Below are 24,645 nucleotides of genomic sequence, written 5' to 3'. Positions count from 1 at the left end.
ATGATCGACGAGACGGGCACCATGCTCTTCCACCAGACCATGCCGTTCACCGAGCGGCTCGGCATCGAGGTGCTCGAGCACGGTCCCGCCCTGGTGCGCAGCCGTCTCGCCTGGGACGAATCGCTGTGCACCCTGGGCGGTGTCGTGCACGGCGGGGTGTTGATGTCGCTGGCCGACGCGACGGGTGCGGTGTGCGCCTATCTGAACCTGCCCGAGGGCAAGCAGGGCACGACCACCGTCGAATCCAAGACGAACTTCCTGCGCGCGGTCCGCTCCGGCTATGCCACCGCCTCGGCCACGCCGCTGCACGCGGGCCGCTCGTTCATTGTCGTCGAAACCGAAATACGCGACGACGCCGGAAAACTCGTCGCCAAGGTGACGCAAACGCAGGCGGTGCTGTAGGCGCGCACTATCGGCGAGCAGCCGACCCCGATGCACGAACAGCAGATGATATGCGGAATGCCCGCGACGCAGAGGCCGACAATTCGGGCAGGAAGCTGTGACGTGCCACGCCCCGCCGGAACGCACCATTGTCAAGCCTCACAAACCATTCGGCAAACTATCCACGAAATACGGAATGACACAAAGCATCTCGGATAGCTCAGGTTGATGTTACACTTTGTCACCTAGAGATTCAGTGCCGATCCTCGGGTTCCGAAAGGCGCTCCACCGGGTGCCGATCCCCCGCGAAACCTGCCACCGCAGCTCTCCCCCTTTCCCGTAACTCGCACTGTGCTCGGAAATTTCCGTGCGCGAACGACGACTTCTCGCCCCAGCGGGCGAGTAATCCGACAGCGAATCTCGTTCGACATTCCGGCAACCACGCACCGTCACCGTTCGGTCCGGACTTGCTGCCGCCACTGTCTGCCCAGTCCCGCCCGCGGCCACGAACGGATGCGATGAACGAACGTATACCCGCAGGGACTGCGGAACTCGCCACGCCGCTGGATCATTCACCGGATCCGCTCACCACCGCGCTGCGCGATCGGCTCATCGACGCAACCGTCGAGGTGGTGTCCACCCAGGGTCTGCACGCGCTGACCGTGCGCCGGGTATCCAGCATGTGCGGCGTCTCGACGATGGCGGTGTACTCCAACTTCGGCGGCATGGCCGGGCTCATCCGCGCGGCAGGGTCGGCGGGTTTCGCGCTGCTCGGCGCTCGGATGGACGAATTCGATATGACCGACGATCCGATCACGGATCTGCTGGTGCTCGGACTGGTCTTCCGGGACGAGGCACAGCGCAGGCCCGAACTGTTCCAACTGATGTTCGGCACCGGGTCGCAGCGCATCGATATGACCATAAATCGCGGCAATGTACTTGTCGCCGAGAACGATTCGGAGTTCGAGCACTATCAGGAGACGTTCGATCACGTGGTCGACACGGTGCGCCGGGCACACGAGGCCCACCTGATCGACACCCCCGATGTGCGCTCCGCCGCCGCGCAGCTGTGGATGGGCCTGTTCGGCTTCGTCCAGCTGGAAATGGCCGGACACCTCGGCGACGAGGGGCTGCTCGAGGTACTGGTGCCCGCGATCATGAACTTGCTCATCGGCATGGGCGCGCAGCTGGACGAGATCGGGCGCTCGGTGATCGAGGCGATGGAACGGTTCACCGCGGTCGACTGAACGGCGCCCGGCCGCTCAGAACGGCAGCCGGGACCGTACCCGCTGCGCGCGGGCCATCGCGCGTTCGGCGGTGCTGCCCCGGGGCGGCATCAGCCCGAGCTGCAACAACATTTCGGTGAGATCCCAGCTCGACTGACTGCGCCAGATGAGCCCCGCCCGGAACTGCCAGAGGTCGACCACCAGCAGATCGATCTTCTTGCCGGTGGCGGCGAACCCGGGCGGCTCGATCGGACCGAGGTGGGTGCCGGTCATCCGCCACGGCACCACCGCCAGTTTGCCGTCCGCGGCGAGCACCGGCGGAAAAGGATTGGTATAGGCCACATCCGGGAACGATCGCACCGTGTCCGCGACGAATTCCTCGACCGCGGTGCGACCGGCTGCGCGCCGGCCGAGCGACGGGTCGTACCAGACGGTGTCCTCCGTGGCGCACTTCCCGACCGCGGCGCTGTCACCGCCGTTCCAGCCCGCGATGTAGCCCTGCGTGAACTCGGCCAGCCAGGCCGCGCTCGCGATCGTCTCGGCCTCGGGCTCGACGCGGAACTCCCCGGTGCGGTACGGATCCATGACGCAACGCCTTTCGCCGACTCTGATTCGCGCCCTCAGCATAGCCATCCAATTCGACCTGTGGGCAATCGTTTACGTATTCTTCGCCGCCGAATGTCGGCCATAACAACGTCATTCGCTCCGATAACATCGTCATGTCCGCGGAGCGCTCCGGCATAACCCTGTAATAACAGCAGAATAATGGCGTCATACAGGTCATGTGGCACCATTTCGGGTCCATGACAAGGCATTTCGCGACTGCCCGCGACTACTTGTTGACCGTCGCCGAGCGACTCTCCTACCATGGTTGGACACAGCACTCCTACCACGGAACCACCTTCACACCGGACGACGCGGCTGATTACCACGCTCGGCGGGCGCATTATTCCGGTGTCTTTCACAACGTTTCGGCGGCACGACCGAGAAATTGCCGGTCCGCTGCGCGGAATTCGAAGTCGCGACAGCCAAGGACTTTTGCATGTCTGCTATAGCAATAGTCGGCATAGGGTGCCGATTCCCCGGGGGAATCGACGACCCGGCCAGTTTCTGGGATCTGGTCCTGCACAAAGGCGATGGGATCATCGAGGTGCCGCCGGACCGGTGGAGCCTGGCCAAGTTCTACGACCCGGACCCGGCTGCCCCCGGCCGGATGTATGTGCGGCACGGCGGATTCCTGACCCGGTCGCTGTGGGACTTCGACGCCGACTTCTTCGGCATCTCGCCGCGCGAGGCGGCCATCATGGACCCCCAGCAGCGGCTGCTGCTCGAGGTGGCCTGGGAGGCGCTCGACGACGCGGGCATGGCGGGCCGGGTGAGCGGACGCGAGGTCGGCGTCTTCGTCGGCGGGTTCATGAACGACAACGCGCTGGTGCGCAGCGGAGCACTGGCCCGCGCCGCGATCAACAGCCACAGCCCCACGAGCGCGTCGCACACCCTGCTGTCGGCCCGCATCGCCTTTCTGCTCGACCTGCTCGGCCCCACCCTCACCATCGACACCGCCTGCTCGTCCTCGCTGGTCGCGCTGCACCAGGCGGTGCTCGCGCTGGAGGCGGGCGAGTGCATGGCCGCGCTGGTCGGCGGGGCGAACGCGATGCTGCGCCCGGAGGCGTACATCTCGATGTGCAAGGGCCGCTTCCTCTCCGTCGACGGCCGGTGCAAGACCTTCGACGCGGCCGCCGACGGCTACGGGCGTGGTGAGGGCGCCGGGGCGATCCTGCTCAAACCGCTCGACGTCGCGCTGCGCGACGGCGACCGCGTCTACGCGGTCGTGCGCGGCAGCGGCGTGAACCAGGACGGACGCACCCTGGCCATCCCGGTGCCCAATCCGCGGGCGCAGCAGACACTTGCGCGGCGGGTGCACCGCCTCGCGGAAGTCGAACCGCATCAGATCGGCTACGTGGAAGCGCACGGCACCGGCACCGCCGTCGGTGATCCGCTCGAAATGAACGCTCTCGGTACCGTTTACGGCGCCGTCGCGGGCCGGTCGGACGCGCTGGCGGTCGGCTCGGTCAAGAACAACATCGGTCATACCGAGGCGGCCGCGGGCGTCGCCGGTGTCATCAAAGCCGCCCTGACCCTGCACCACGCGACCATCGCGCCCCAATTCCGGCTGGACACACCCAATCCGGAGATCAGATTCGACGAACTGCGCCTGCGGGTGCCGCTCGAACCCGCGCCGCTGCCACGCATCGACGGGCGGGCCGTCGTCGCGGTCAACAGCTTCGGCTACGGCGGCACCAACGCCCACGCCGTCCTCGAACAGGCCCCAGCTCCGTTACCGACGAAATACGCACGACCACAACCGGTTCCGGTCCTGTCGCTGTCCGCCCGCAACGAAACGGCGCTACGCGAGCTGGCCGGATCGATCGGTGCACTCGCCGAGACCACCGCCACCGCACTGCTCACCGAGGCGGCGTGGGCGCGACGAGCCCACCACCCGCTGCGCGTCGCGTTCGCCTATCGCGACGGCGCCGATCTGCGGGCCCAGCTGACCGAATTCGCGAGCGGCGGTGGGCAGACCGTGAGCCGGGCGCCGGCCGATCTCGGCACCGACCCGGTCTTCGTCTACAGCGGCATGGGGCCGCAGTGGTGGGGCATGGGCCGCGGCCTGCTGCGGGCCGGTGGCCGGTTCGCCGCGGTCGCACACGAGATCGACGCGGTGTTCCGGCCGATGGCCGAATGGTCGATCGTCGCGGAACTGCTACGCGACGAGGCGGATTCGCGGATCACCGGTACCGCCTTCGCGCAACCCGCGAACTTCCTGGTGCAGGCCGCGCTCACTGCGGAACTGGCCGAACTCGGCATCCGCCCCCGCGCGGTGGTGGGCCACAGCGTCGGCGAGGTGAGCGCCGCCTACGTCTCCGGTGCGTTGTCGCTGCACGACGCGCTGCTGGTCAGCTACCACCGGTCGCGGCTGCAGGCGACCACGGCGGGTCGCGGCGGCATGCTCGCCGTGGGACTGCCCGAGGAAGCGGTGCTGCGCCGGATCGAAGACCTCGACGGGGTCTGCGTGGCCGCGGTCAACTCCGCGACCGCGGTCACCCTGGCGGGCGATCTCGGCGTACTGGCGCAGCTGCAGGAAAGCCTCACCGCCGCAGATGTTTTCGCGAAGCCACTGCGGGTGGAGGTGCCGTACCACAGCCATCTCATGGACCCGATTCTGGACGAACTCCGGTCCGTCCTCGCCGGGCTGCGCCCGACCGCGACCCGAATCCCGCTGTGGTCCACCGTGACCGGCACGGAGCTGGCGGGCACGGCGTGGGGTCGCGAGTACTGGTGCCGTAACGTGCGCGAACCGGTGCGCTTCGCGGCCGCCATCGGCGGTTTGCTCGAGGCGGGCAATCCGGTGTTCCTCGAGATCGGACCGCACCCGGTGCTGCGCGGCAATATTCGCGAGGCGCTCACCCAACGCGGCCTGTCCGGCGCGGCGCTCAGCACGTTGTCGCGCGACCGCGCGGACGTGGACAGTCTGCGTCGCGTGGTCGGCGACCTGTATCGCGCCGGTGTATCGGATGTTTCGCGCGCACCGGGTGCCGCGGATATGCCCGTCGAGCACCTGGATCTGCCGAGGTATCCGTGGCAGCGCCGCACGCTGTGGACCGAGGATCCCGCGACGCGACACGACCGCTTCGGCGCCACCGCGGGATACGCGATGCTGGGCGAGCGCACCGGCGCGTCGGCGCCGGAATGGGAAGTACAGCTGTCGGTCACCACCCTGCCGTGGCTGCGTGACCACGTGGTCGAGGGCTCGGTGGTGCTGCCCGGGGCCGCGTACCTGGATGCCGCGCTGAGCGCCGTCGCGGTGCGCACCGGCCGCACCTCGTTCGGCCTGGAGGGGGTCGAGTTCGCCGCACCGCTGATCGTGGACGCGCACGACGTGCCCGTCGTGCGGCTGACGGTCGAGGAGACCACCCATCGGTTCACCGTCCGCTCCCGCGCCGCGGCGGACACCACCTGGACCGTCAACGCTGTCGGCCGGCTGGTCGAGGCGGACGGGACACCGCGGACCGTCGACGTCGCGGCACCGGCCGACGTCGTCGACATACCCGTCGACCTGCTCTACGCGGGACTGGCCGAGCACGGCCTCGCGTACGGGCCGTCGTTCCGTCTGGTGCGCTCCGCGCACGTCGGTGTGGACGGCGTGCTGGCGCGGCTCGATCTCACGGTCCTGCCGCAGGTTTCGATCCCGGCGCTGCCGCACCTGGTGCATCCGGCCGTCATCGACGCCGCCCTGCAGTGCTTCGCCGCGCTGTCCGCGCGATCGGCCGGGGACGCGCCCGTGGTCGTCGTGCCCGCCGCCGTCGCGTCGGTCCGCTGGTCCGCGCCGCTGCCGGACGACGAAGTGCGGGTACGGGTTTCGCGCGCCCCGGACGATCCGCTGCGCGCCGATATCCATCTCGCCGACGCGACGGGCCGGGTCGCGCTGAGCCTGGCGGGGGTGCGGTTCGCGCGGATCTCGGCCCGGCAGGACCGGGTCGAACAGTTGGACCAGGTGTTCTACGAGCCGGTCTGGTCGATCGTGGACGACACCGGCGTCGATACCGACACCGGTACCGACGCCGAGTACCTGCTGGTGCTCAGCCTGGGCAGCACAGTTTCCCAGCGCGCCAAAGAGCTGGCCGCCGTGCGCAGCTCGAGCGACCTGTGCACCCTCGGCACCGAGGACGAGACCGCGGCGGATCGGCTGCTCGATCTGCTGCGGGCGGCGCACGAGCGTCCCGGCGTCGCGCAGAGCCGCGTAGTGCTGGTGGCGAATTCGGAACTCGACCCCGTGCACAACGTCTACGCACTCGTCCTGGCCGCCCAGGCGATCAGCCGGTTGTTCGCCGAGAACACCGACGCCCCACCGGAACTGCGCGCCATCGTGGTGACCGAGCATGCGTTCTGCCTACCGGTGGACCGGCACGCGAACCTTCCGCACGCGGCCCTGACCGGTGCGCGGCGCACCCTGCTCAACGAGCTGCCCCAGGCGCAGTGGCGGCTGGTGGACGCCGCGGCGCAGACCCCGGCGAGCGAGGTCATCGCGCAGGTCTTCGCCGGTGACCCGCTCGCGGCCCGCGCCGACGAGGTCGCCCTGCGCGCGGGTGCGTGCTGGGCCATGCACCTGCGCCACACCCTGCGCGACCAGCTGGCGACCTGGGACGTCGCCCGCCCGCTCGACCCGGAATCCTCCTTCCGCCTGGAGATCCCGCGCTCCCGGCTGCTGTCGGAACTGTCCTGGCGCGCGGTCGAGCGGGTCGCGCCCGGTCCCGGCGAGGTGGAGATCCGGGTGGACGCCGTCGGCTTGAACTACAAGGATCCGCTCAAGATTCTCGGCGTACTGACCGAAAAGGAGCTGGCCGGAACGTATTTCGGCGTCGAGGTAGGGATGGAGGGCGCGGGCGAGGTGGTCCGGGTCGGTCCCGGCGTCACCGAGGTCGTGCCCGGCGACCTGATGTCGCTGTGCAGCCGCGGCATGCTGACCCGCTACCTCACCATCCGCCCCGACGACGGCGCGACGCAGCGCATGGACATCAATCGCGACAAGGAATTCGACCCCTGCCACTGCAGCTCCGCATTGCCGCTGCTCACCGCCGAATTCACGCTGGGTGAACTGGCCAGGTTGCGCCCGGGCGAGACGGTGCTCGTGCACGGCGCGGCCGGCGGCATGGGCATGGCGGCGGTACAGGTCGCGCGACGGATGGGCGCGCGCGTGCTCGCCACCGCAAGCACCGCCGAGCGGCGCGCCGTGGCCGGTGCCATGGGCGCGCAGGACGTCTTCGACTCCCGGTCGGTCGATTTCGTCGAGGACGTACTGCGACTGACCGGCGGTCGCGGCGTCGACGTGGTGTACAGCTCCGCCCCGGGCGAGATCCTGCACCAAAACCTGCGCGTGGTCGGCGAATTCGGCCGGATCATCGAACTCGGCAAGGCCGATATCTACACCGGCGGCGCGCTCGATCTGCGGCCGTTCGACCGCAATGTGTCGTTCTTCGCCGTCGACGTCGACCGCGCCCTCGCGCACCGCCCGGAACTGGTGCGCACCACGTCCGAGCGGGTCATCCATGCCCTCGACACGGAGATCTACAAGGCGTTGCCCTACACCGCGTTCGGGCCGGACGAGGTGGCCCAGGCCTTCGAATCCGTCGTGCGCTCCGCCCAGATCGGGCGGATCGTGCTGGACCTGCGCGCGCAACGGCCCATGGTGCGGCCGAAAGTGCCCGAGGTGTCCATCGATGCGACCGCCACGTACCTGGTGACCGGCGGCTTCGGCGCGTTCGGTCTCGCCACCGCCCGCTGGCTGGTACGCACGGGCGCGCGCCGGCTGGTGCTCGTCGGCCGCGGCGGAGCGAGCACCCCGGCCGCCTGCGACGCGCTGGCGGAGTTCGCCGCCGCCGGTGTCACGGTGGTGGAAGAACGGGTGGATGTAGCCGATTACGCGGCCGTAGCCGCCTTGATCGAGCGCAGCAGCCCTGCCGCGCATCCGTTGCGCGGTGTCTTCCATGCCGCGGGGGTGGTCAACAACCTGGAGATCACCCAGGTCACCTTGGCCTCGCTCGACGCCGTCTTCGCGCCGAAGGTGGCCGGCGCGCTGCACCTGGACGGCGCGCTCACCGCGGCCGGGATCGACCTGGACTACTTCGTGCTGTTCTCCTCGGCCAGCAGCATCGTCGGCATCAGTCCGCAATCCGGTTATGCCGCAGCCAATTCGGTGCTGGACGCGCTGGCAGGCGCGCGGCGGGCCCGCGGTGCGGCGGCGCTGGCGGTGAACTGGGGCTTCATGGCGGGCGGCGGCATGGCCGACTACGAGGCGATCACCCGCTACGCCGAACTCACCGGCTACCGGTCGGTGGCGATGGACACCGCGACCGAACAGCTGCACGACTGCCTGCGCCTCGGCCTCCCGCAGCTCGCGCTGATCGACGTGGACTGGGCGCAGTGGGCCACCGTGCATCGTCCGTCCGCGCGCACCCCGCGATTCGCCGAGCTGGTCACCGCCGCGGGCGGCACATCAGGGGTCGGCGCGCTGCGTGCCGAGATCCTGGAGCTCGGCGCGGAACAACGCGGCGAAGTGGTGGCGTATCTGCTCGTCGAGCAGCTCGCCGTGGTGCTCGGGGTGGGCGCGGACACGGTGGACCTGGACACCCCGCTGCCCGACCTCGGCATGGACTCGTTGATGGGCATGGAATTCGGCGCCCGGGTGGTGAAGGTGCTCGGGACACAGCTGTCGGTGCTGGCCGCGATCGGGCTGACGCTGCGCGGTCTCGGCGCCCGGTTGGCAGAACAGATCGCGCAGGAGGAACAGCGCATGGCGAGGAGCGATACGGAATGACCATCGATCAGAACGAGGCGCGCGAGCTCGCCCGCGCGCTACTGGCCAAGCACGGTGACAGCGGCGCGGAGAACGGCGACGCGGGCACCGGATGCGGGCCGAATATTGTTGCCGGGCAATCGGATACCGCGCACGGCAACGGCAAGGCGGACCGGACGACGACCTCCTTCCGCGACCACCCCGGGGTACTCGAGGCCGAGCGGCGCTTCGGCCGCTTCGACAAGTGGCTCGAACAGATGGACCTGCCGAATCCGTACTACCTGCCGCACGAGGGCGTCAACGGTGCCGTCACCCGGATGGCGAACCGGGACGTGGTGAACTTCAGCAGTTTCGGCTACCTCGACCTGGCGGCGTCACCGCGGGTGCGCCAGGCCGCCAAGGCGGCCATCGACCGGTACGGCACCTCGGCCGCCGCGGTCCGCATCGTCGCGGGCGAATTGCCGCTCTACGGCGAGCTGGAACAGGAACTCGCGGACACCTACGACACCGAGGCCGCGATCATCACCGCGAGCGGGTACCTCACCAACGCGGCGGCGATCGGATTCCTGCTCGGCAAAAGGGATCTCGCGATCTGCGACTCGCTGATCCACAACAGCATGGTGGCGGGTACCGAGTGGGCGCGGTGCAAGCGGGTCAACTTCCGGCACAACGATCCCGAGTCGCTCGAGGCGATCCTGAAGATGTCGCGGCGCAGCTTCGACCGGGCGCTCGTCCTGGTCGAGGGCGTCTACAGCATGGACGGCGATGTGGTCCGATTGCCCGAGATCATCGAGGTGGCACGGAAATACCACTGCTCGATCATGATCGACGAGGCGCATTCGTTCGGCGTGCTCGGCGCCCGCGGGCTCGGCGTGCGCGAACTGTTCGATCTGCCCGGCGACGCGGTGGACGTCTGGATGGGCACCCTGTCCAAGGCGATCGGCAGCGTCGGCGGCTATCTCGCCGGAAACCGGGAACTGGTCGACGGTTTCAAGTACGTGGCGGGCGGCTTGAGCATGTACACCGCCGCACCCGCACCCGCCGCCGTCGCGGCGGCACTGGAAAGCCTCGCGGTGCTGCGCGACGAACCGGAACGGGTGGCCGCGCTGCAACACAATGCCCGCTACTTCCACCGCCGGGCGCGCGAAAGCGGTTTCGACACCGGCACTTCCGAGGGCACGCCGATCACGCCGATCATCACCGGCGCCGACGAGCCCGCGGTGCTCGGCGCGGTCGCCATGTTGCAGCGCGACTTCAGCGTCAACGCCATCTCCCATCCCACCGTGCCCGCGGGCGAGGCCCGGCTGCGGTTCTTCGTCAATTGCCGGCACACCACGGAACAACTCGACCGGGCGCTGGTGACGCTGCGCGACGTGCTCGACGGACTCGCGGCCACGGCAGGACAGCAAGCCACTCTCTTCCAGGAGGAGACCTCGTGAAGATGCCCATCCAAAGATCGCTCCTGCGCAAGGCCGTCGTGCCCGCCGTCGCCCTGCTGCTGATGGGCGCGTTGTTCATCCCCGCCCGCAGCGCGCTGCTGCCCACGCACGACCAGGCGGGCGGGCCGATCGCGAGCCGGTTCGACTTCACCCCCATGCCGATCGCGATCCCCGACGGGGTACGCACCGACCGCACGATCCGCGAGGTGCGCACACCGTACGAGAACCTCTCGGCCTGGATCTCCTCGGTCGGCGCGGCCGCCGCGCTGAACGATATCGACGGCAACCGGCTCGCCGACGACCTGTGCATGGTCGACGTCCGTTCGGACAAGGTCTATCTCACGCCGACGCCGGACAGCGATACGCGTCGCTACCAGCCCTTCGTCCTGGACTGGGCGCCGTTGCGGGTGGACGACGCCACCGTGCCGTCGGGATGCGTGCCCGGTGACTACAACTCCGACGGCCGGACCGACCTGCTGGTGCATTTCTACGGCCGCACCCCGATCGTCCTGCTGCAACGAGCCGATGCGACGAGACTGGACGCCAAGACCTTTCGGCCGATCGACCTGGTACCGGTACCCGATACCCAGGACGGCGGATATCACGGGCCCCGCTGGATCACCGCCGCGGTCGCCGTCGCGGACTTCGACGGCAACGGCACCACCGACATCTTCATCGGCAACTACTTCCCCGATATGGACGTGCTGAAGCAGGACGGCCGGATGGCGCTGTGGATGACCGATTCGTTCTCCAACGCGCTCAACGGCGGTGGCAATCACATCTTCACCTTGCACAGCGCCAGGTCCGGCCCGGATCCGTCGGTCGACTATCGAGAGGTGGACCACCCCTTCCCGATCGGTAAGGCCACCGGGTGGGTACTCGCCGCCGCGGCCACCGACCTGACCGGCGACCAACTGCCGGAACTGTACGTGGCCAACGACTTCGGCAAGGACCGGATGTTCGTCAACAAGTCGAAGCCCGGTGACATCCGGTTCGGTTACGCCGAAGGGCGGCGCGGCCTCACCGATCCGAAATCCTATGTGATGGGCCATGATTCGAACAAAGGGATGGCCGCCGATTTCGGCGACCTGAACGGAGACGGGCTGCCCGATCTGTTCGTCAGCAATATCGCCGCTCGCTTCGCCCTGATGGAGGGCCACTTCGCCTGGTACAACACCGCGAAGGACACCGCCGCTGCCGCGGCCGCGCTGGGCAACGGCGTGGCCCCGTTCGAGAATCGCGCCCCCGATGTCGGATTGGCTTGGGAAACTTGGGGTTGGGACGCGAAGATCGACGACTTCGACAACGACGGTCGCAACGAGGTGGTCCAGGCCACCGGCATGATCAAGGGCGACACCAACCGGTGGGCACAGATCCAGGAAGCCGGCACCATGAACGACGACCTGGTGAAGTATCCGCAGGCGTGGCCGATCATAGGACCCGGCGCGGACCTGTCCGGCAGCGATCCGGTGGGCTTCTTCAGCCAGGACGCGAACGGCAAGTTCGCCAACCTCACCCACGCGCTCGGCCTGGATCAGCCGATCCCGTCACGCGGCATCGCTGTCGGCGACACCACGGGCACCGGCGCGCTGAGCTTCGCGGTGGCCAGGCAGTGGGCGGATCCGACCTTCTACCACAACAATCGGGCGGACAACGGCCGGTACCTGGGGCTGCAGCTGGTCAAGCCGACCGCACCGGGCTCCCCCGCGACCACCATCGCCGGGCTGCCGGTGCTCGGCGTGCCCGCCATCGACGCCCGGGTCGAGGTGCGTACGCCGGACGGCAGGATCCACGCCGCCCATCTCGACGGCGGCAGTGGTCACACCGGAAAACGCGCCACGGAAGTACACCTCGGCCTCGGCGACGTCGATCCGAACACACCGCTGCACGTCCGGCTCTGCTGGCGCGACAGCTCCGGTGCGCCGCACGAACAAACCATCCAGCTCACGCCCGGCCGGCACACGGTGAGCCTCACCTCGAACGCTCAGGAGGTCAAGTGATGAGCGGGAACGAAAACCCAGACCCCGGCGCGGCGAACGGCGGCGGGCACCCGCCCAATGCCTCCGAACGCATTGCCGCGCTGCAACGTTCGGGCTCCGAGTTCGCGAAGGAGTGGGTACAGACACCCGCCCCGGCGAAGGACAAGCGGTATCTCGCGCTGCGCAACTTCGCCATCTCGATCACCATCTTCAACCTGGTCGGCTTTCCCCTGCTCGGGTTCGAGCAGCCCTTCCTCTGGCCGTTCGTCGCGCTCGCCACCGCGTACTCCGTGGAGATCGGACTGGAAGTCCTTGCTGCGTGGGCCTATCACCGCGCTCCCGCGTTCATGGGCCGCGGTCCGCGCGGGATGTTCGAGTTCCTGCTGCCCGCGCACATCACCGGCCTGGCCTTCAACTTTCTGGTGTTCGCGCACGATCGGCTGTGGCCGGTGATCTTCGGTGTCACGGTGGCGGTGGGTGCCAAGTGGGTGCTGCGCGCCGAGATCAACGGCCGGATGCGGCATTTCATGAATCCGTCGAACTTCGGCATCGTGGTGGCCATCCTGGTCTTCCCGATGATCGCGGTCGCGCCGCCGTACCACTTCGTGGAGTACATCTCGGGTCCGGCCGACGCGCTCATCGTGATCGCGCTGCTGTTCAGCGGCACCATGCTGAATGCCAAACTGACCGGCAAGATGCCGCTGATCTTCGCCTGGCTGGCGGCGTTCGTGCTGCAGGCGGTGGTGCGCGGGGTGTTCGACCCGAACACGTCCACCCTGGCCGCGCTGTCCATGATGACGGGCCTGGCGTTCGTCCTGTTCACCAACTACATGGTCACCGACCCCGGCACCACGCCGATGGGCAAGAAGTACCAGTGGATGTTCGGCGCCTCGGTCGGCCTGCTCTACGGCGTCGTCACCCAGCTGCACATCTCCTACGGGCTGTTCTTCGCGCTGGTGCTCACCTGCGGTGCCCGCGGCGCGTACTGGTGGGGCCGCGGTCTCGTCGGGTGGTGGCGGCAACGGTCGGTGCCCCTGACCGAGCCCGCCGCACCCGTGCTCGTCGAGGTGGCCGGCCAAACCGTAAGAACCGCACCGGAAAAGGAGGCCGTACGACCATGACCGGCAGCGCCGAGCTGCGCCGCGTGCTCGGCGCGTTCACCACCGGCGTCACGGTGATCACCACGGGATGGCCACGGCCGCACGGGATGACCGCCAATGCGTTCACCTCCGTGTCGCTGGATCCGCCGCTGATTCTGGTGTGCGTCGCGCACACCGCCAGGTTGCATCGGGCGATCCAGGAGGCGGGCGCGTTCGCCGTCTCGGTGCTCTCGGCCGACCAGGAGGTGCTGGCCCGCTACTTCGCGGATTCGGCGAGACCCGATGGCACGGCACAGTTCCGGCAGCTGGACTGGTACGCGGGCCCGCACACCGGCGCGCCACTGCTCACCGGAACGGTGGCGGGTCTGGAATGCAAGCTCGACGCCAGCCACGACTGCGGTGACCACAGCATCGTCATCGGCGAGGTCGTGCACGCCGAGCGCCACCCCGACGTCGCCGCGGTCGGGGCACTGGCCTTCTACGACGGCGGCTATCGCCCCTTCCTTCCCTGACGAACGGAGAACCCTGTCATGCCTTCACCTTTGGGCCCGATCCGCTCGGCCTTGTTCGTTCCCGGTCCGGCCAGTGTGCGTTCGGTCATGCAGGGCTTCGAGAAGTCGAACCCGCACGCCGCGCTGGAACTGGAGCAGGTGACCATGCACCTGATCGGCGGCATCGACAAGGCGGTGCGCAGTTCCGGCAATGCCGAACTGATCACCCAGCTCGCCCAGGTGCCGCCGAAGTACCGCGGCTTCGCCTACGAGGGCGCCGCGGTCGGCCTCACCGCCATCGATTCGCTTTCCCCGGGGCACCGGGCCGCCGACCTGATCGCCGGGCCGGACTCGAAGATGCACGACCTCACCATGGTCGTCGGAGTCGGGCTCGCGCTGGCGAAGATCCCGAAACCCCGGTGGAAGAAGCTCTTTCCGCAGCATCCGCTGTTCCGGTGGCTCGCGGTCGACGGCTACGGCTTCTATAAGGCGTTCTTCCAGAAGGCGCGCTACGTGGATCGCCAGTACATCGACAATCGCTATCCACGCTGGATGGGCGAGCGGGCGAATCTGCGGCGCATCGCGGACAACGGCCTCGGCCGGGCGCTGTGGTTCATCGGCGGCGGGACGCCGGGCCGGGTGGCCGAACTCGTCGGCGGTTTCGCCGAGCCGCGGCAGGCCGACCTGTGGAGCGGTATCGGCATCGCGGTGACCTTCGCGGGCGGCGTCGAACCGGCGGAGCTGGACGCGGTCTGGGAGATCTCCGGCCGGTACCGGCCGCAGGTGGCGTTGGGCTGCGCGATGGTCACCAAGATCCGGCAGCAGACCAACAGCACCAACGAGCACACCGAGGCGGCGGCGCGGGTCTTCTGCGGGCATTCCGTCGCGGAAACCGATGCGCTGATGACGGATTCGCTGCGCGACCTGCCCGCGGACGGGACGTCGGCGACGTATCTGCGCTGGCGGGATCGGATCGCCGAGATCGTCACCGCGAGCCGGGCCTGAGGATCGTCGATGCCCGGTCGCAGCGACACGCAGTGGGTCGGCAGGCATGTCATCGTGACCGGCGGGTCGGAGGGCATCGGCGCGGCGGTGGCCGCCGCGTTCGCCCGCCGGGGCGCGGCGGTCTCCGTCATCGCCCGGCGCAAGGTGCCGCTGCGCGACACCGCGCAGCGTATCGGCGGGGACTGGGCGGTCGCCGACGTCACGCACCGGGAGCAACTCGCTTCGGCCATCACCGAATTGGAGCACAAGCACGGCCCGTGCGCGGCGCTCGCCTGCTGCGCCGGGCTCACCCTGCCCGGCCGGTTCCTCGAGGTCGACCACGGCGAATTCGAAGTGCAGATGGCCGCGAACTATCTGGGCGCGGTGCACGCGGTGCGCTGTGTGCTGCCCGGCATGACCGAAAGGGCCTGTGGCAAGGTGCTTCTGGTCAGCTCCACCGCGGCGTTCCTCGGCATCGCGGGCTACAGCGGCTACGGGCCGACCAAGGCGAGCATCCGGCAGCTGGCGCTGTGCCTGCGCTACGAGGCCGAACCGGCCGGTATCGGGGTGACGGTCATCTATCCGGCGGACACCGATACCCCCGGCCTGGCCAAGGAGAACGTCCGTAAACCGGTGGAGACCAAGGCGATCACCGGATCCATTCGGCCGATGTCCGCGGATCGGGTGGCCGAGGCGGCGGTGCGCGGCTTGACCCGCGGGCGACACCACATCGCGCTCGATCCGCTGACCCGGTTCTTCCTGGCCTGGGCGAACCTGCCCGAGGATCTCGCGCGGCCGTTCCTGCGACGCACCATCGCGAAGGCCCGGCTCGCCGGCTGAACCCGGCACCGAAAGCCCGTCCGCGCCAGCACCTTCGCCGCGCGGACGGGCTTGCGTCCCGGTCAGCCGAAGAGCACGATGCTCAGCGCGCCGATGAAGACCAGCTGGACCACCGCGCGCAGCGGCAGCGGCATGGTCTTGATACCGGTGTCCGCCTTGGCCGCTCGGATATTGGCCGGGAACATCAGGACCATCATCGCGATCAGCGCCACCGCGGCGAGACGCGCGGTGGCCGGGATGAGCAGCCCGGCCGCCCCCAGCAGTTCCAGTACGCCGGTGAGCGTGACCAGCGCAGCCGGGCCGGGCAGTTGCGGCGGCACCATGACGATCAGGGCTTCGCGCCGCGGTGACAGGAAGTGCGCACTGGCGGTGAGCACGAACATCGCCGCGAGGCCGAGCGCGGTGGCGTGCGGCCACGAATCGAGCCACTCGGGTCCGGCCAGTCCACCGACGAGCCGAGCCACTGCGGTGATGACGACGAGAACGATCAGCGGTGCCATCAGGCCTCCTCCATGTCTTGCGCTGGATCAGCTGCCCGCGCCCAATCTTGACAGTGGAAAGATTAGGACGGCCCTGCAAACTTGTCAATGACTAGATTCTCGGGCACCATCGAGACATGGCGAAAACCGGCTACCACCACGGCGATCTGCGGGCCACCATCCTGGCCGCGGCCGCCGCGCAGATCGCGAGCGACGGCGTCGACGCGGTATCGCTGCGGGAACTGGCCCGCCGGGCGGGGGTCTCGCACGCGGCGCCCGCGCATCATTTCGGCGACCGTGCGGGCGTGCTGACCGCGCTGGCGGTCGAGGGTTTCGAGTTGCTCGGGACCGCGCTGGAAGCCGCGGGGCCGGACTTCCGCGAGGTCGCCGTCGCCTACATCCGTTTCGCGCGCGAGCATCCCGGCCATTTCGACGTGATGTTCCGCCACACGCTGTTACGCGGCGACGATCCGCGCTTGACCGAAGCCCGGCTGCGGGCCGGTGCGGCGTTGCGCGTCGGCAGCGTCACCATCCACCCCGGCGACGCCGACCGCCAGCAGTCGACCCAGCTCGCCGCCTGGTCGCTGGTGCACGGCTTCGCCGCGCTGTGGCGGGAAGGGGCACTGGACAATTCGAGTCTCGCCGCCGGCGCCGATCCCGAGACGCTGGCCCGCCGGATGCTGGCCACGGTGCACTTCGACTGACCGGCAAACTTCCCCGCCGGACAGCAAATCCCGGACAACGTGAACAACCACCGCGCCCGTACGGCACAGTGGGGCAGCAGGATTGCGGAAAGGAGCTGGCGCCACACCGGTGGCCGCCGTCGACACGATGGACATCCATGCTTACCCGACCGAGTGCACCACCCCGGTGACCCTCGCCGAAGCGCAGCGACTCGCCGAGCGCTACCTGGCTTTCGACGAGGACGCCGGGCGCGGCGTCACCAACCGGATCACCGAGTTCGACAGCTGTTTCGTCGTCGTGGCCACCTTCGCGCCCCCGGCGCCCACCGAATCCCGCACGCCGCCGGGGCCACTGCCGATCGGCGGCACCGTGAGCACCATCGACAAAGCCTCCGGTGCGATCACCCTGTGGCCGACCTACCCGCCCGACGTGGTCGCCGGACACCACGCCGCCGCCGTCCAGAACGGAACCCTCATCGTCGAGGAGACCTGGCCCAGCTGACTCGCGACGCCGGGCATCGTTTCTCGAACCCTTTGCCGGGAAACGCATTCGAGCGTCGCACCCGGCAACCAGCGGCCGCCGTGATCCCGGTCTCACCTGTCACATTCGGCGCGCCTGTCTCGTCATCTCTATAAGCAGCCGCGCAGAGACAGGACGAGATCATGACCGGCACGATTCTGGTTACCGGTGGCACCGGGACGTTGGGGCGACAGGTGGTTCCGCTGCTGGTGGCGGCCGGGGCCGAGGTGCGGCTACTGAGCCGGAACGCACAGGAGCCCGCGGCGGGAATCCAGTACGTGACCGGCGATCTGCTGACCGGCACAGGGGTCGCCGCCGCGGTCGTCGGCGTCGACGTGGTGCTGCATCTGGCCGGCGGACCGAAGGGCGACGAGGTGGTCACCGCGAACCTGCTGGACGCGGCGGCGCGAGCCGGGGTGCGGCACCTGGTGTACATCTCGGTGATCGCCGCCGACGCGATTCCGCTCGGCTACTACCGGGCCAAGGCCGAGTCGGAACGGATCATCGCCGAGTCGGGCGTGCCGTGGACCACGTTGCGCGCAGCGCAGTTCCACGATCTGGCGCTCACCGCGGTGCGCGCGCTGGCGAAGCTGCCGGTGGTACCGATTCCGGGAGGCATGCGGCTGCAACCGGTCGACGTCCGCGATGTCGCCGTGCGGCTGGTGCAGTTGGTGCAGGCGGAACCGGCCGGACTGGTCGCGGACCTCGCCGGGCCGACCGTCTACGGACTGGGTGATGTGGTCCGCGACTATCTGCGGGCCACCGGTAAACGACGGTTGCTCCTGCCGGTGTATCTGCCCGGCAAGGCGGGCAAGGCCTATCGGGTCGGCGCGAACCTGACCTTCGACGGGACTCGGCTCGGTGCGCGGACCTGGGAGCAGTTCCTCGCCGAACACGTGGGCTGAGCGCTGCGGCGACTCATCCGTAAGGGGGAGGCGCGGATCAATCCGGAGGGTGAGGCGGTGCGGGCCGGGCGCGGCCCACACTGATCGCTGTGCGCAGGAACGTGAGGTCGGCCGTCGACGAGACGACCCGGCGGATGCTCGAGCGATTGCCGGGCGGCGCGGTCGATTTCGGCTTGACCGCGGTGGTCACCGTGGCGAGTGTCGGTCCGACGGTGCTGGCGCGGCAGCCCTGGTGGGTCGTGCTGCTCTCGGTCCTCGCGTCCGTGCCGGTGTGGTGGCGGCGGCGCGCGCCCGTGCCGACGTTCTTGATCGTCGGCCCGGCGATCACGTTGCTCGCCTGCGCACACGCGATGCCCGCGCTGCCGTACGGCACCATCGTCTGCGCCTACACCATCGCGGCCTACAGCCCGCCCGGCCGACGGCACGTAGCCTTCGTCGCGGGCGCGGCCGGCATCCTGCTGTCGCTGATCATCCCCGACGAGAGCCCCGACTCATACGCCTACGCGGCCATGTCCTTCCTCACGGCGTGGGCGCTCGGCACCGGGGTGCGCGCCCGCCGGACGCAGATCGAGATGCTCGAGGAGCGCGCCCGCAGGCTCGAAGAGGAACGCGGCGCGGCATTGGACCGTGAACGCCTGCGCATCGCGCGCGACATGCACGACATCATCACCCATTCGGTGGGTTCGATGATCGTGCAGGCCGAGACCGGTCCCCTGTTCACCGGCACCGACCCGGCCCGCGCCGACGCGATCTTCGGCGGCATCGCGGAAACCGGTCGCGGTGCGGTACACCAGCTTCGACGCTCGTTGGGCGCGCTGCGCGGCGACACGGCCGACCCACCGCATCAACCCGGTATCGAGGCGATCGCCGACCTCGTCGCACTGTCCGAACGCACGGGTCTCAGTGCGGAGCTGGACGAGGACGGGCCGCGCCGCGCGATCGCCGACGAGGTCGCGGTCACCGCGTACCGGGTAGTGCAGGAGGCGCTGACCAACACGGCGAAGCACGCGCGGGCCAGCCGCGTGCGCGTGCTGCTGCGCTGGTCGGATCACGCACTCACCGTGCGTGTTTCGGACGATGGCGCAGGTTTCGCGAGCGTTTCCCAGCCCGGATACGGACTACTCGGCATGCGCGAGCGGGTCACCGGCTCCGGCGGCACGCTGCGGCACGGACGCGGCGTGGACGGCTTCGCGGTGGACGCCGAACTTCCACTCGGACAACGGGGTTGAGCATGCGTGTACTCGTAGTCGACGACCAGGACCTGTTCCGTGCGGCGTTCCGCCTGATCCTCGACGCAGACCCCGGCATCACGGTGGTCGGCGAGGCCGCCGACGGTCTGGAAGCGATCGACAAGGCGCAGTCGCTCGCCCCCGACGTGGTGGTCATGGATGTGCGCATGCCGCGGCTGGACGGCGTCGCCGCGACCCGGCGCATCTGCGCCCGAACCTCAGCGAAAGTGTTGGTACTGACCATGTTCGATCTCGACGAGTATGTCTACGACGCACTACACGCCGGCGCCAGCGGGTTCCTGCTGAAGGATCTGCGCCGCGAGGAGCTGATCGACGCGGTGCGCGTGGTGAACGCGGGCGAGGCGCTGCTGGCGCCCACCGTGACCCGGCGCCTGATCGCCGAGCTGAGTCACCGCGGCAGCCCGCGGCCCGAGCTGACCCGGCGCCTCGACGAGCTGACCGAACGCGAACGGGATACGTTGCGCGAGCTGGCGCGCGGGCTGTCGAACGCGGAGCTGGCGGCGGCGCTGACGGTCAGCGAGCACACGGTGAAAACGCATGTCAGCTCGGTGCTCTCGAAACTCGGCCTGCGGGATCGGGCGCAGGCGGTGGTGTTCGCCTACGAGGCCGGACTGGTGGTGCCGGGCGGGCGCCGCTGACCGCGTGCTCCGCCATAGGAGTGAGTCGCAGACCGCTCGTCTCGGCGATGTGCCCCACCCCGCGCAGCTCGAATATTCATGGGGTGAAACGTTTTCTGCTCGCCGCACTGGCGACCTCGGCCTCCGCACTGCTCTGGCATCTCGGCACCGGCTTACGGCCGCTGCCCGGACTGGCCATCCTCGCGCCGCTACCGGTGCTGCTGCTCGTCCCGCGGGTGTCCGCCGCAGCGGCCTTCCTGGCCGGCGCCTTGTCCTGGCTCGGCGTGGTAGCCCAGCTGTGGCCCTATTTCCTCGACACGCTGGAACAACCGGCCCCTGTGACGGCCCTGCTGCTCGGCGGGACCACCGTGCTGTTCGGCGGCGTCGTCGTGCTCACCCGTGCGCTGTTGCTGCGCGGGCGAGCGGGTTTCGCGGTGCTGGCACTGCCCGCGGGGTGGGCGGCCGTGGAATTCCTGCTGGCGGTGGCAGGTCCGTTCGGCGCCTGGTGGAGTATCGCCTACAGTCAGGCCGACCTGCTGCCCCTGATCCAGACGGCCTCGCTCACCGGCGTCTGGGGCATCACGTTCCTGATGCTGCTGCCGGCTGCTGCGCTCGCTGTTCTCTGCGCACCGGAAATCACTCGGGCACAGCGCCTTCGCACGACGGCAGCGGTATCTGCCGGTGTGGTCGCATTGTTCGCGTTCGGCTGCTGGCGACTGGCCGCGACGCCCGGAACCGACACGGTCGCCGTGGGTTTGGTCGCGGTGACGCAGCCGCCGGAATACGTCCCCGTGGATTCCGCGGAAGGGCGCGCGATGGTCTCCCGTGCCGTTCGCGAGATCGAGCAGCTCGCCGATCGCGGGGCCGAGGTCGTGGTGCTGCCCGAAAAGTCCTGGCGGGCCGACGATGCCACGCTCGCGCTGCTCGCCGAACCGCTGACCGAGGTGTCCCGCCGACGCGACATCCACGTGATCGCCGGCCTGATCCTGACCACCGGCGGCACCAGCTACAACGCCGCCATCGACTTCCCGTCCGGCGTGCGCTACGCCAAACACTTCCTGATCCCCGGCCTGGAGGACGAGCACCGGCCGGGCACCCAGTGGCAGCAGGTGCCCGGCCGACCATGGGCTCTGGCCATCTGTTACGACCTCGACCATCCCGATCTGGTCCGGGCGAACCAGCGCCGCGGTGCGCGGCTACTGCTGGTGCCCGCGCTCGACTTCACCGACGACTATTGGCTGCACAGCCGGATGGCCGTGCTGCGCGGCGTCGAAGCCGGGCTCGGCGTAGCCCGGGCGCCGCAACTCGGCGAGTTGGTGGCCAGCGACAGCCGCGGCCGGGTTCGCGCCGCCGCGCGCACCGACGTCGGCGTCACGCGCACCGTATTCGCACGGATACCGCTGGCCGAAGGGTCCACGATGTACGCGCGGTTCGGAAACTGGTTCGGCTGGGTCTGCGTCGCGATGTGCGCCGGCACCCTCGCCGCGGCGGCCGGAGGTCGAAAAGCCGGTGCGTCGCGCACAGATCTGCGGAGTTGATGCGCCCGCTGGAAACCACGAGCACACAGACCGTTATCGTTCTGTGACCATTGACACTGCAACCCCCTTCGTCGCAGGTCACGCCGCCCGCGGACCGAATCCGCCCGCGGCACCGCCTGTTTGCGCTGGTTGAAACCTGGGTATCGGTCTATTTCGTGCCCAGTCTCTGGTTGTCAGGACCCCGGAGGTTGGAAGCGAGGTCAACGTCCGTCCGCGGACTGGAGAGGAAATGCAGTGACTGATCAGAAACCGGAGAGTTTTCCGTTACGGCGATCGGTCGCCGCGTCCGCGATGGGCAATGCCACCGAATGGTTCGACTACGGCGTCTACGCGGCTACCGCGACTTACCTCACCGATGCCTTCTTTCCCGGTGAACTCGGCACACTCGGCACCATGCTCGGCTTCGCCGTCTCCTTCGTGCTGCGCCCGCTCGGCGGCATGGTGTGGGGACCGCTCGGTGACCGGATCGGCCGCAAAGCCGTGCTGGCCACGACGATCCTGCTGATGGCCGCGGCTACCGGCGCCATCGGCATCCTGCCGACACACAGCAGCGTTGGCGTATTCGCCCCGATCCTGCTCATCGGCCTGCGGGTCGTGCAGGGCTTCTCGACCGGTGGTGAATACGGCGGCGCCGCAACGTATCTGGCCGAATGCGCATCCGACAAACGCCGCGGTTTCCTGGGCAGCTTCCTGGAATTCGGCACGCTCGCCGGCTTCGTCGGCGGTTCGGCCACGGTGCTCGCCTGCCAGCTCGCCATCGGCTCCGACGCGATGCACGACTGGGGTTGGCGCATCCCGTTCCTGCTGGCCGTCCCGCTCGGGCTGGTCGGCTGGTATCTGCGATCGCGGCTCGACGAGAGCCCGGTGTTCACCGAGGTCGCCGAGGTCGCCGAGCAGACCGATCAGGAGCATCGGCCCGGCGGCCTGCGCGGGCTGCGCGAACTCGTCACCACCTACCGGCGAGAACTGCTCACGCTGGGCGGGCTCGTCGTCGCGCTCAACGTCGTCAACTACACGCTGCTCACCTACCAGCCGACCTACCTGCAGAAGACCATCGGCATCAGCGAATCCGGCACCACCGCGATGATGCTGATCGGCCAGACGGTCATGATGGTCACGCTGCCGTTCTTCGGCCGCCTGTCCGATCGGGTCGGGCGCCGCCCGATGTGGTTGTTCTCGCTGGTCGGTCTGGCGGTACTGGCGCTGCCCATGTACTGGCTGATGGGCCAGGGCACCGCGTGGGCGATCATCGGATTCATCGTGCTCGGCCTGCTGTACGTCCCCCAGTTGTCGACGATCAGCTCGACCTTCCCCGCCATCTTCCCGACCCAGGTGCGCTACGCGGGTTTCGCGCTGGCCTACAACGTCTCCACTGCCGCCTTCGGTGGCACCGCTCCGCTGGTCAACGAGGCCGCCATCGAGTCGACCGGCTGGTCGCTGTTCCCGGCCGCGTACATGATCGGCGCCAGCCTGATCGGCCTGGTCGCCTGGTGCTTCCTGCGCGAAACCGCGGGCACCTCGCTGCGCGGCACCGAAGTACCCGACGCGGGCGAGGACGCGCCGGCCATCATCCCCGCCGGACCCGGGGGAGCCGCGCTGGCGCCCTGACCCGAACGAGCACACGGAAATGGCCTAGGCGATTCTCGATTTTCGCCTCGGTCATCTCCTGTTTTCCGCGCCGGTCAATTCCCGCGGAATTGCGGTAGCCCCCGATAAACACCCGAATCATGCGGACTTGCCAGCGGTACCGGTGGTTATCGCCGATCACCGCGCGCCCGCACTAGCGTGTTGAACGTTTGATATCCACGCAGATGTACCACTTCGATCAGAGAAGGGGCTACACATGATTTGCAAGCTAGGAACCGCGGTCGCCGCCGGTGCGGCCGCAGCCCTGCTGTTCTCCGGCGCCGCCGGGGCGTACGCGTTCGAGCCCGGGCCGGGCGCCGAACCGCCGACGACCGAGCAGTGCAAGCAAGGCACGAGCCCGCAATCGGGCGACGTCCCCGCCGACGGCACCGGCAACCACCAGTCCGGCGCCCAGCCGAGCGGCACCTCCGATCCGCTGACCGGCATGCTGGACAGCGGCAGCGCGAAAGCTCCGATCGCGCAGCCCACCGACGACAACGGCAGCGCTGACGCGCCAGGGTGCCCGGACCAGAGCGGTACCGGCAACGGCACCCAAGACGGCATGAGCACGGCACCCAACGGCGGCGCACAGCGCAGCGGTGGATCCGACAGCAAGGGCGCAACCCCGAAGAGCGGCGGCGCCGAGAAGAGCGGCGGCACGGAAAAGAACGGATCCGGCAAGAAGGCCGAATGACCGGACACTATCGATAGACGATCCGTTCCGCGCGGTACCGCGCGGAATCAACCAGCGTCGCCGCCGGGTGTGCACCCGGCGGCGACGTTTGTCTTCGACACCGATTCGGTGACTTTTCCGCGTTTCATACCGACCGGTTTTGCTCATAGTGATCTGAGCCACTATCGTGTTGAACGTTTGATCAGCACGTACGCATGTACCACTTCGATACGAGAAGGGGCTTTACATGAAACGCATGATCGGATCGGCGGCGGCTGCTGGTGTAGCCGTATCACTCATATTCACCGGCGTCGCCGGGGCCGTTCAGCCCGGGCCGGGCGCAGCCCCCGGTGCGCAGGGCGGCGCACAAGTCGGCCCGCAGGGCGGTACCGCGCAAGGCGGTGCGCAGGCACCGGGCGGGGCGGGTGCGAACGGCGGCGCACAGGTCGGCCCGAACGGCGGCACCCTGCAGGGCGGCGCACAAGCGCCCGGCGCGGGCGCGAACGGCGGCGCGCAAGTCGGCCCCGACGGCGGCACCCTGCAGGGCGGCGCACAAGCGC

The 24,645-nt window shown here is 68.9% G+C and carries 20 protein-coding genes; 18 read left to right on the top strand and 2 right to left on the bottom strand.

The genetic code is table 11. The annotated features are described in order from the left end of the window. Both NVU01S_RS15415 and NVU01S_RS15410 read left to right on the top strand, forming a co-directional pair. Positions 1-402, top strand: a complete 402-nt coding sequence (locus NVU01S_RS15415; protein WP_043673991.1) for a PaaI family thioesterase — start codon at positions 1-3, stop codon at positions 400-402. A gap of 497 nt (positions 403-899) precedes the next feature. After that, entirely contained in the window at positions 900-1,628 is a 729-nt protein-coding gene (locus tag NVU01S_RS15410; protein ID WP_043673993.1) for a TetR/AcrR family transcriptional regulator, read from the top strand. A 15-nt stretch (positions 1,629-1,643) separates the two neighbouring features. Here NVU01S_RS15410 and NVU01S_RS15405 read toward each other — a convergent pair whose 3' ends face one another. Continuing rightward, entirely contained in the window at positions 1,644-2,192 is a 549-nt protein-coding gene (locus NVU01S_RS15405) for an ester cyclase (protein WP_043673995.1), read from the bottom strand. A 457-nt stretch (positions 2,193-2,649) separates the two neighbouring features. Here NVU01S_RS15405 and NVU01S_RS15400 point away from each other — a divergent pair, with 457 nt between their 5' ends. From NVU01S_RS15400 to NVU01S_RS15370, 7 genes are read left to right on the top strand one after another with little or no spacing between them, the layout of a single operon-like run. Continuing rightward, positions 2,650-8,982: a type I polyketide synthase gene (locus NVU01S_RS15400; RefSeq protein ID WP_043673997.1), complete on the top strand. Its 6,333-nt coding sequence runs from the start codon at positions 2,650-2,652 to the stop codon at positions 8,980-8,982. Further along, positions 8,979-10,400, top strand: coding sequence for an aminotransferase class I/II-fold pyridoxal phosphate-dependent enzyme (locus tag NVU01S_RS15395; protein ID WP_043673999.1), 1,422 nt, complete (start codon positions 8,979-8,981; stop codon positions 10,398-10,400). Before NVU01S_RS15400 ends, NVU01S_RS15395 begins: the two co-directional genes overlap by 4 nt. A gap of 2 nt (positions 10,401-10,402) precedes the next feature. Then, entirely contained in the window at positions 10,403-12,400 is a 1,998-nt protein-coding gene (locus NVU01S_RS15390) for a CRTAC1 family protein (protein ID WP_043674002.1), read from the top strand. Next, positions 12,400-13,500: an RnfABCDGE type electron transport complex subunit D gene (locus tag NVU01S_RS15385; RefSeq protein WP_052280820.1), complete on the top strand. Its 1,101-nt coding sequence runs from the start codon at positions 12,400-12,402 to the stop codon at positions 13,498-13,500. Before NVU01S_RS15390 ends, NVU01S_RS15385 begins: the two co-directional genes overlap by 1 nt. Then, positions 13,497-13,991, top strand: a complete 495-nt coding sequence (locus tag NVU01S_RS15380) for a flavin reductase family protein (RefSeq protein ID WP_043674010.1) — start codon at positions 13,497-13,499, stop codon at positions 13,989-13,991. Before NVU01S_RS15385 ends, NVU01S_RS15380 begins: the two co-directional genes overlap by 4 nt. A gap of 18 nt (positions 13,992-14,009) precedes the next feature. After that, positions 14,010-14,975, top strand: coding sequence for a DUF1702 family protein (locus NVU01S_RS15375; RefSeq protein WP_043674019.1), 966 nt, complete (start codon positions 14,010-14,012; stop codon positions 14,973-14,975). Positions 14,976-14,984: 9 nt separating this feature from the next. Further along, on the top strand, positions 14,985-15,794 hold the full coding sequence (locus tag NVU01S_RS15370; protein WP_052280821.1) for an SDR family NAD(P)-dependent oxidoreductase: 810 nt from the start codon (positions 14,985-14,987) through the stop codon (positions 15,792-15,794). Between the two features lie 62 nt (positions 15,795-15,856). On the opposite strand, the gene NVU01S_RS15365 is transcribed toward NVU01S_RS15370, so the two are convergent. Next, positions 15,857-16,294 (bottom strand): DoxX family protein, encoded by a 438-nt coding sequence (locus tag NVU01S_RS15365; protein ID WP_043674026.1) that lies wholly within the window; start codon positions 16,292-16,294, stop codon positions 15,857-15,859. A gap of 116 nt (positions 16,295-16,410) precedes the next feature. Between NVU01S_RS15365 and NVU01S_RS15360 the strand changes: the two genes are divergently transcribed. The 9 genes from NVU01S_RS15360 to NVU01S_RS15320 all read left to right on the top strand — a co-directional run. Next, positions 16,411-16,977: a TetR/AcrR family transcriptional regulator gene (locus NVU01S_RS15360; RefSeq protein ID WP_043674030.1), complete on the top strand. Its 567-nt coding sequence runs from the start codon at positions 16,411-16,413 to the stop codon at positions 16,975-16,977. A gap of 109 nt (positions 16,978-17,086) precedes the next feature. After that, the gene (locus tag NVU01S_RS15355) at positions 17,087-17,458 is read left to right on the top strand and encodes an SUKH-4 family immunity protein (protein ID WP_043674034.1); all 372 of its coding nucleotides are present in this window, start codon (positions 17,087-17,089) and stop codon (positions 17,456-17,458) included. Between the two features lie 161 nt (positions 17,459-17,619). Then, positions 17,620-18,381, top strand: coding sequence for an SDR family oxidoreductase (locus tag NVU01S_RS15350; protein WP_043674037.1), 762 nt, complete (start codon positions 17,620-17,622; stop codon positions 18,379-18,381). A gap of 89 nt (positions 18,382-18,470) precedes the next feature. Continuing rightward, a complete protein-coding gene (locus tag NVU01S_RS15345) occupies positions 18,471-19,610 on the top strand; it encodes a sensor histidine kinase (RefSeq protein WP_156161683.1) in 1,140 nt (379 codons plus the stop codon). After that, positions 19,607-20,269 carry a response regulator gene (locus NVU01S_RS15340; protein WP_043674043.1) on the top strand — a complete coding sequence of 221 codons (663 nt, stop codon included), beginning with the start codon at positions 19,607-19,609 and terminating at the stop codon, positions 20,267-20,269. The genes NVU01S_RS15345 and NVU01S_RS15340 overlap by 4 nt, the downstream gene beginning before the upstream one ends. An 83-nt stretch (positions 20,270-20,352) precedes the next feature. After that, entirely contained in the window at positions 20,353-21,786 is a 1,434-nt protein-coding gene (locus NVU01S_RS15335; protein ID WP_052280822.1) for a nitrilase-related carbon-nitrogen hydrolase, read from the top strand. A gap of 291 nt (positions 21,787-22,077) precedes the next feature. Further along, positions 22,078-23,394: an MFS transporter gene (locus NVU01S_RS15330; protein ID WP_052280823.1), complete on the top strand. Its 1,317-nt coding sequence runs from the start codon at positions 22,078-22,080 to the stop codon at positions 23,392-23,394. A gap of 235 nt (positions 23,395-23,629) precedes the next feature. After that, complete coding sequence (locus NVU01S_RS15325) at positions 23,630-24,106, top strand: hypothetical protein (RefSeq protein WP_043674049.1); 477 nt, start codon at positions 23,630-23,632, stop codon at positions 24,104-24,106. A 226-nt stretch (positions 24,107-24,332) separates the two neighbouring features. Further along, positions 24,333-24,645 (top strand): hypothetical protein (locus NVU01S_RS15320; protein ID WP_218023629.1); only part of this gene is annotated, 313 nt, incomplete at its 3' end.

Source organism: Nocardia vulneris (assembly GCF_001613425.1).
Classification (GTDB): domain Bacteria; phylum Actinomycetota; class Actinomycetes; order Mycobacteriales; family Mycobacteriaceae; genus Nocardia; species Nocardia vulneris.
This window is presented reverse-complemented; position numbering and strand designations above follow the sequence as displayed.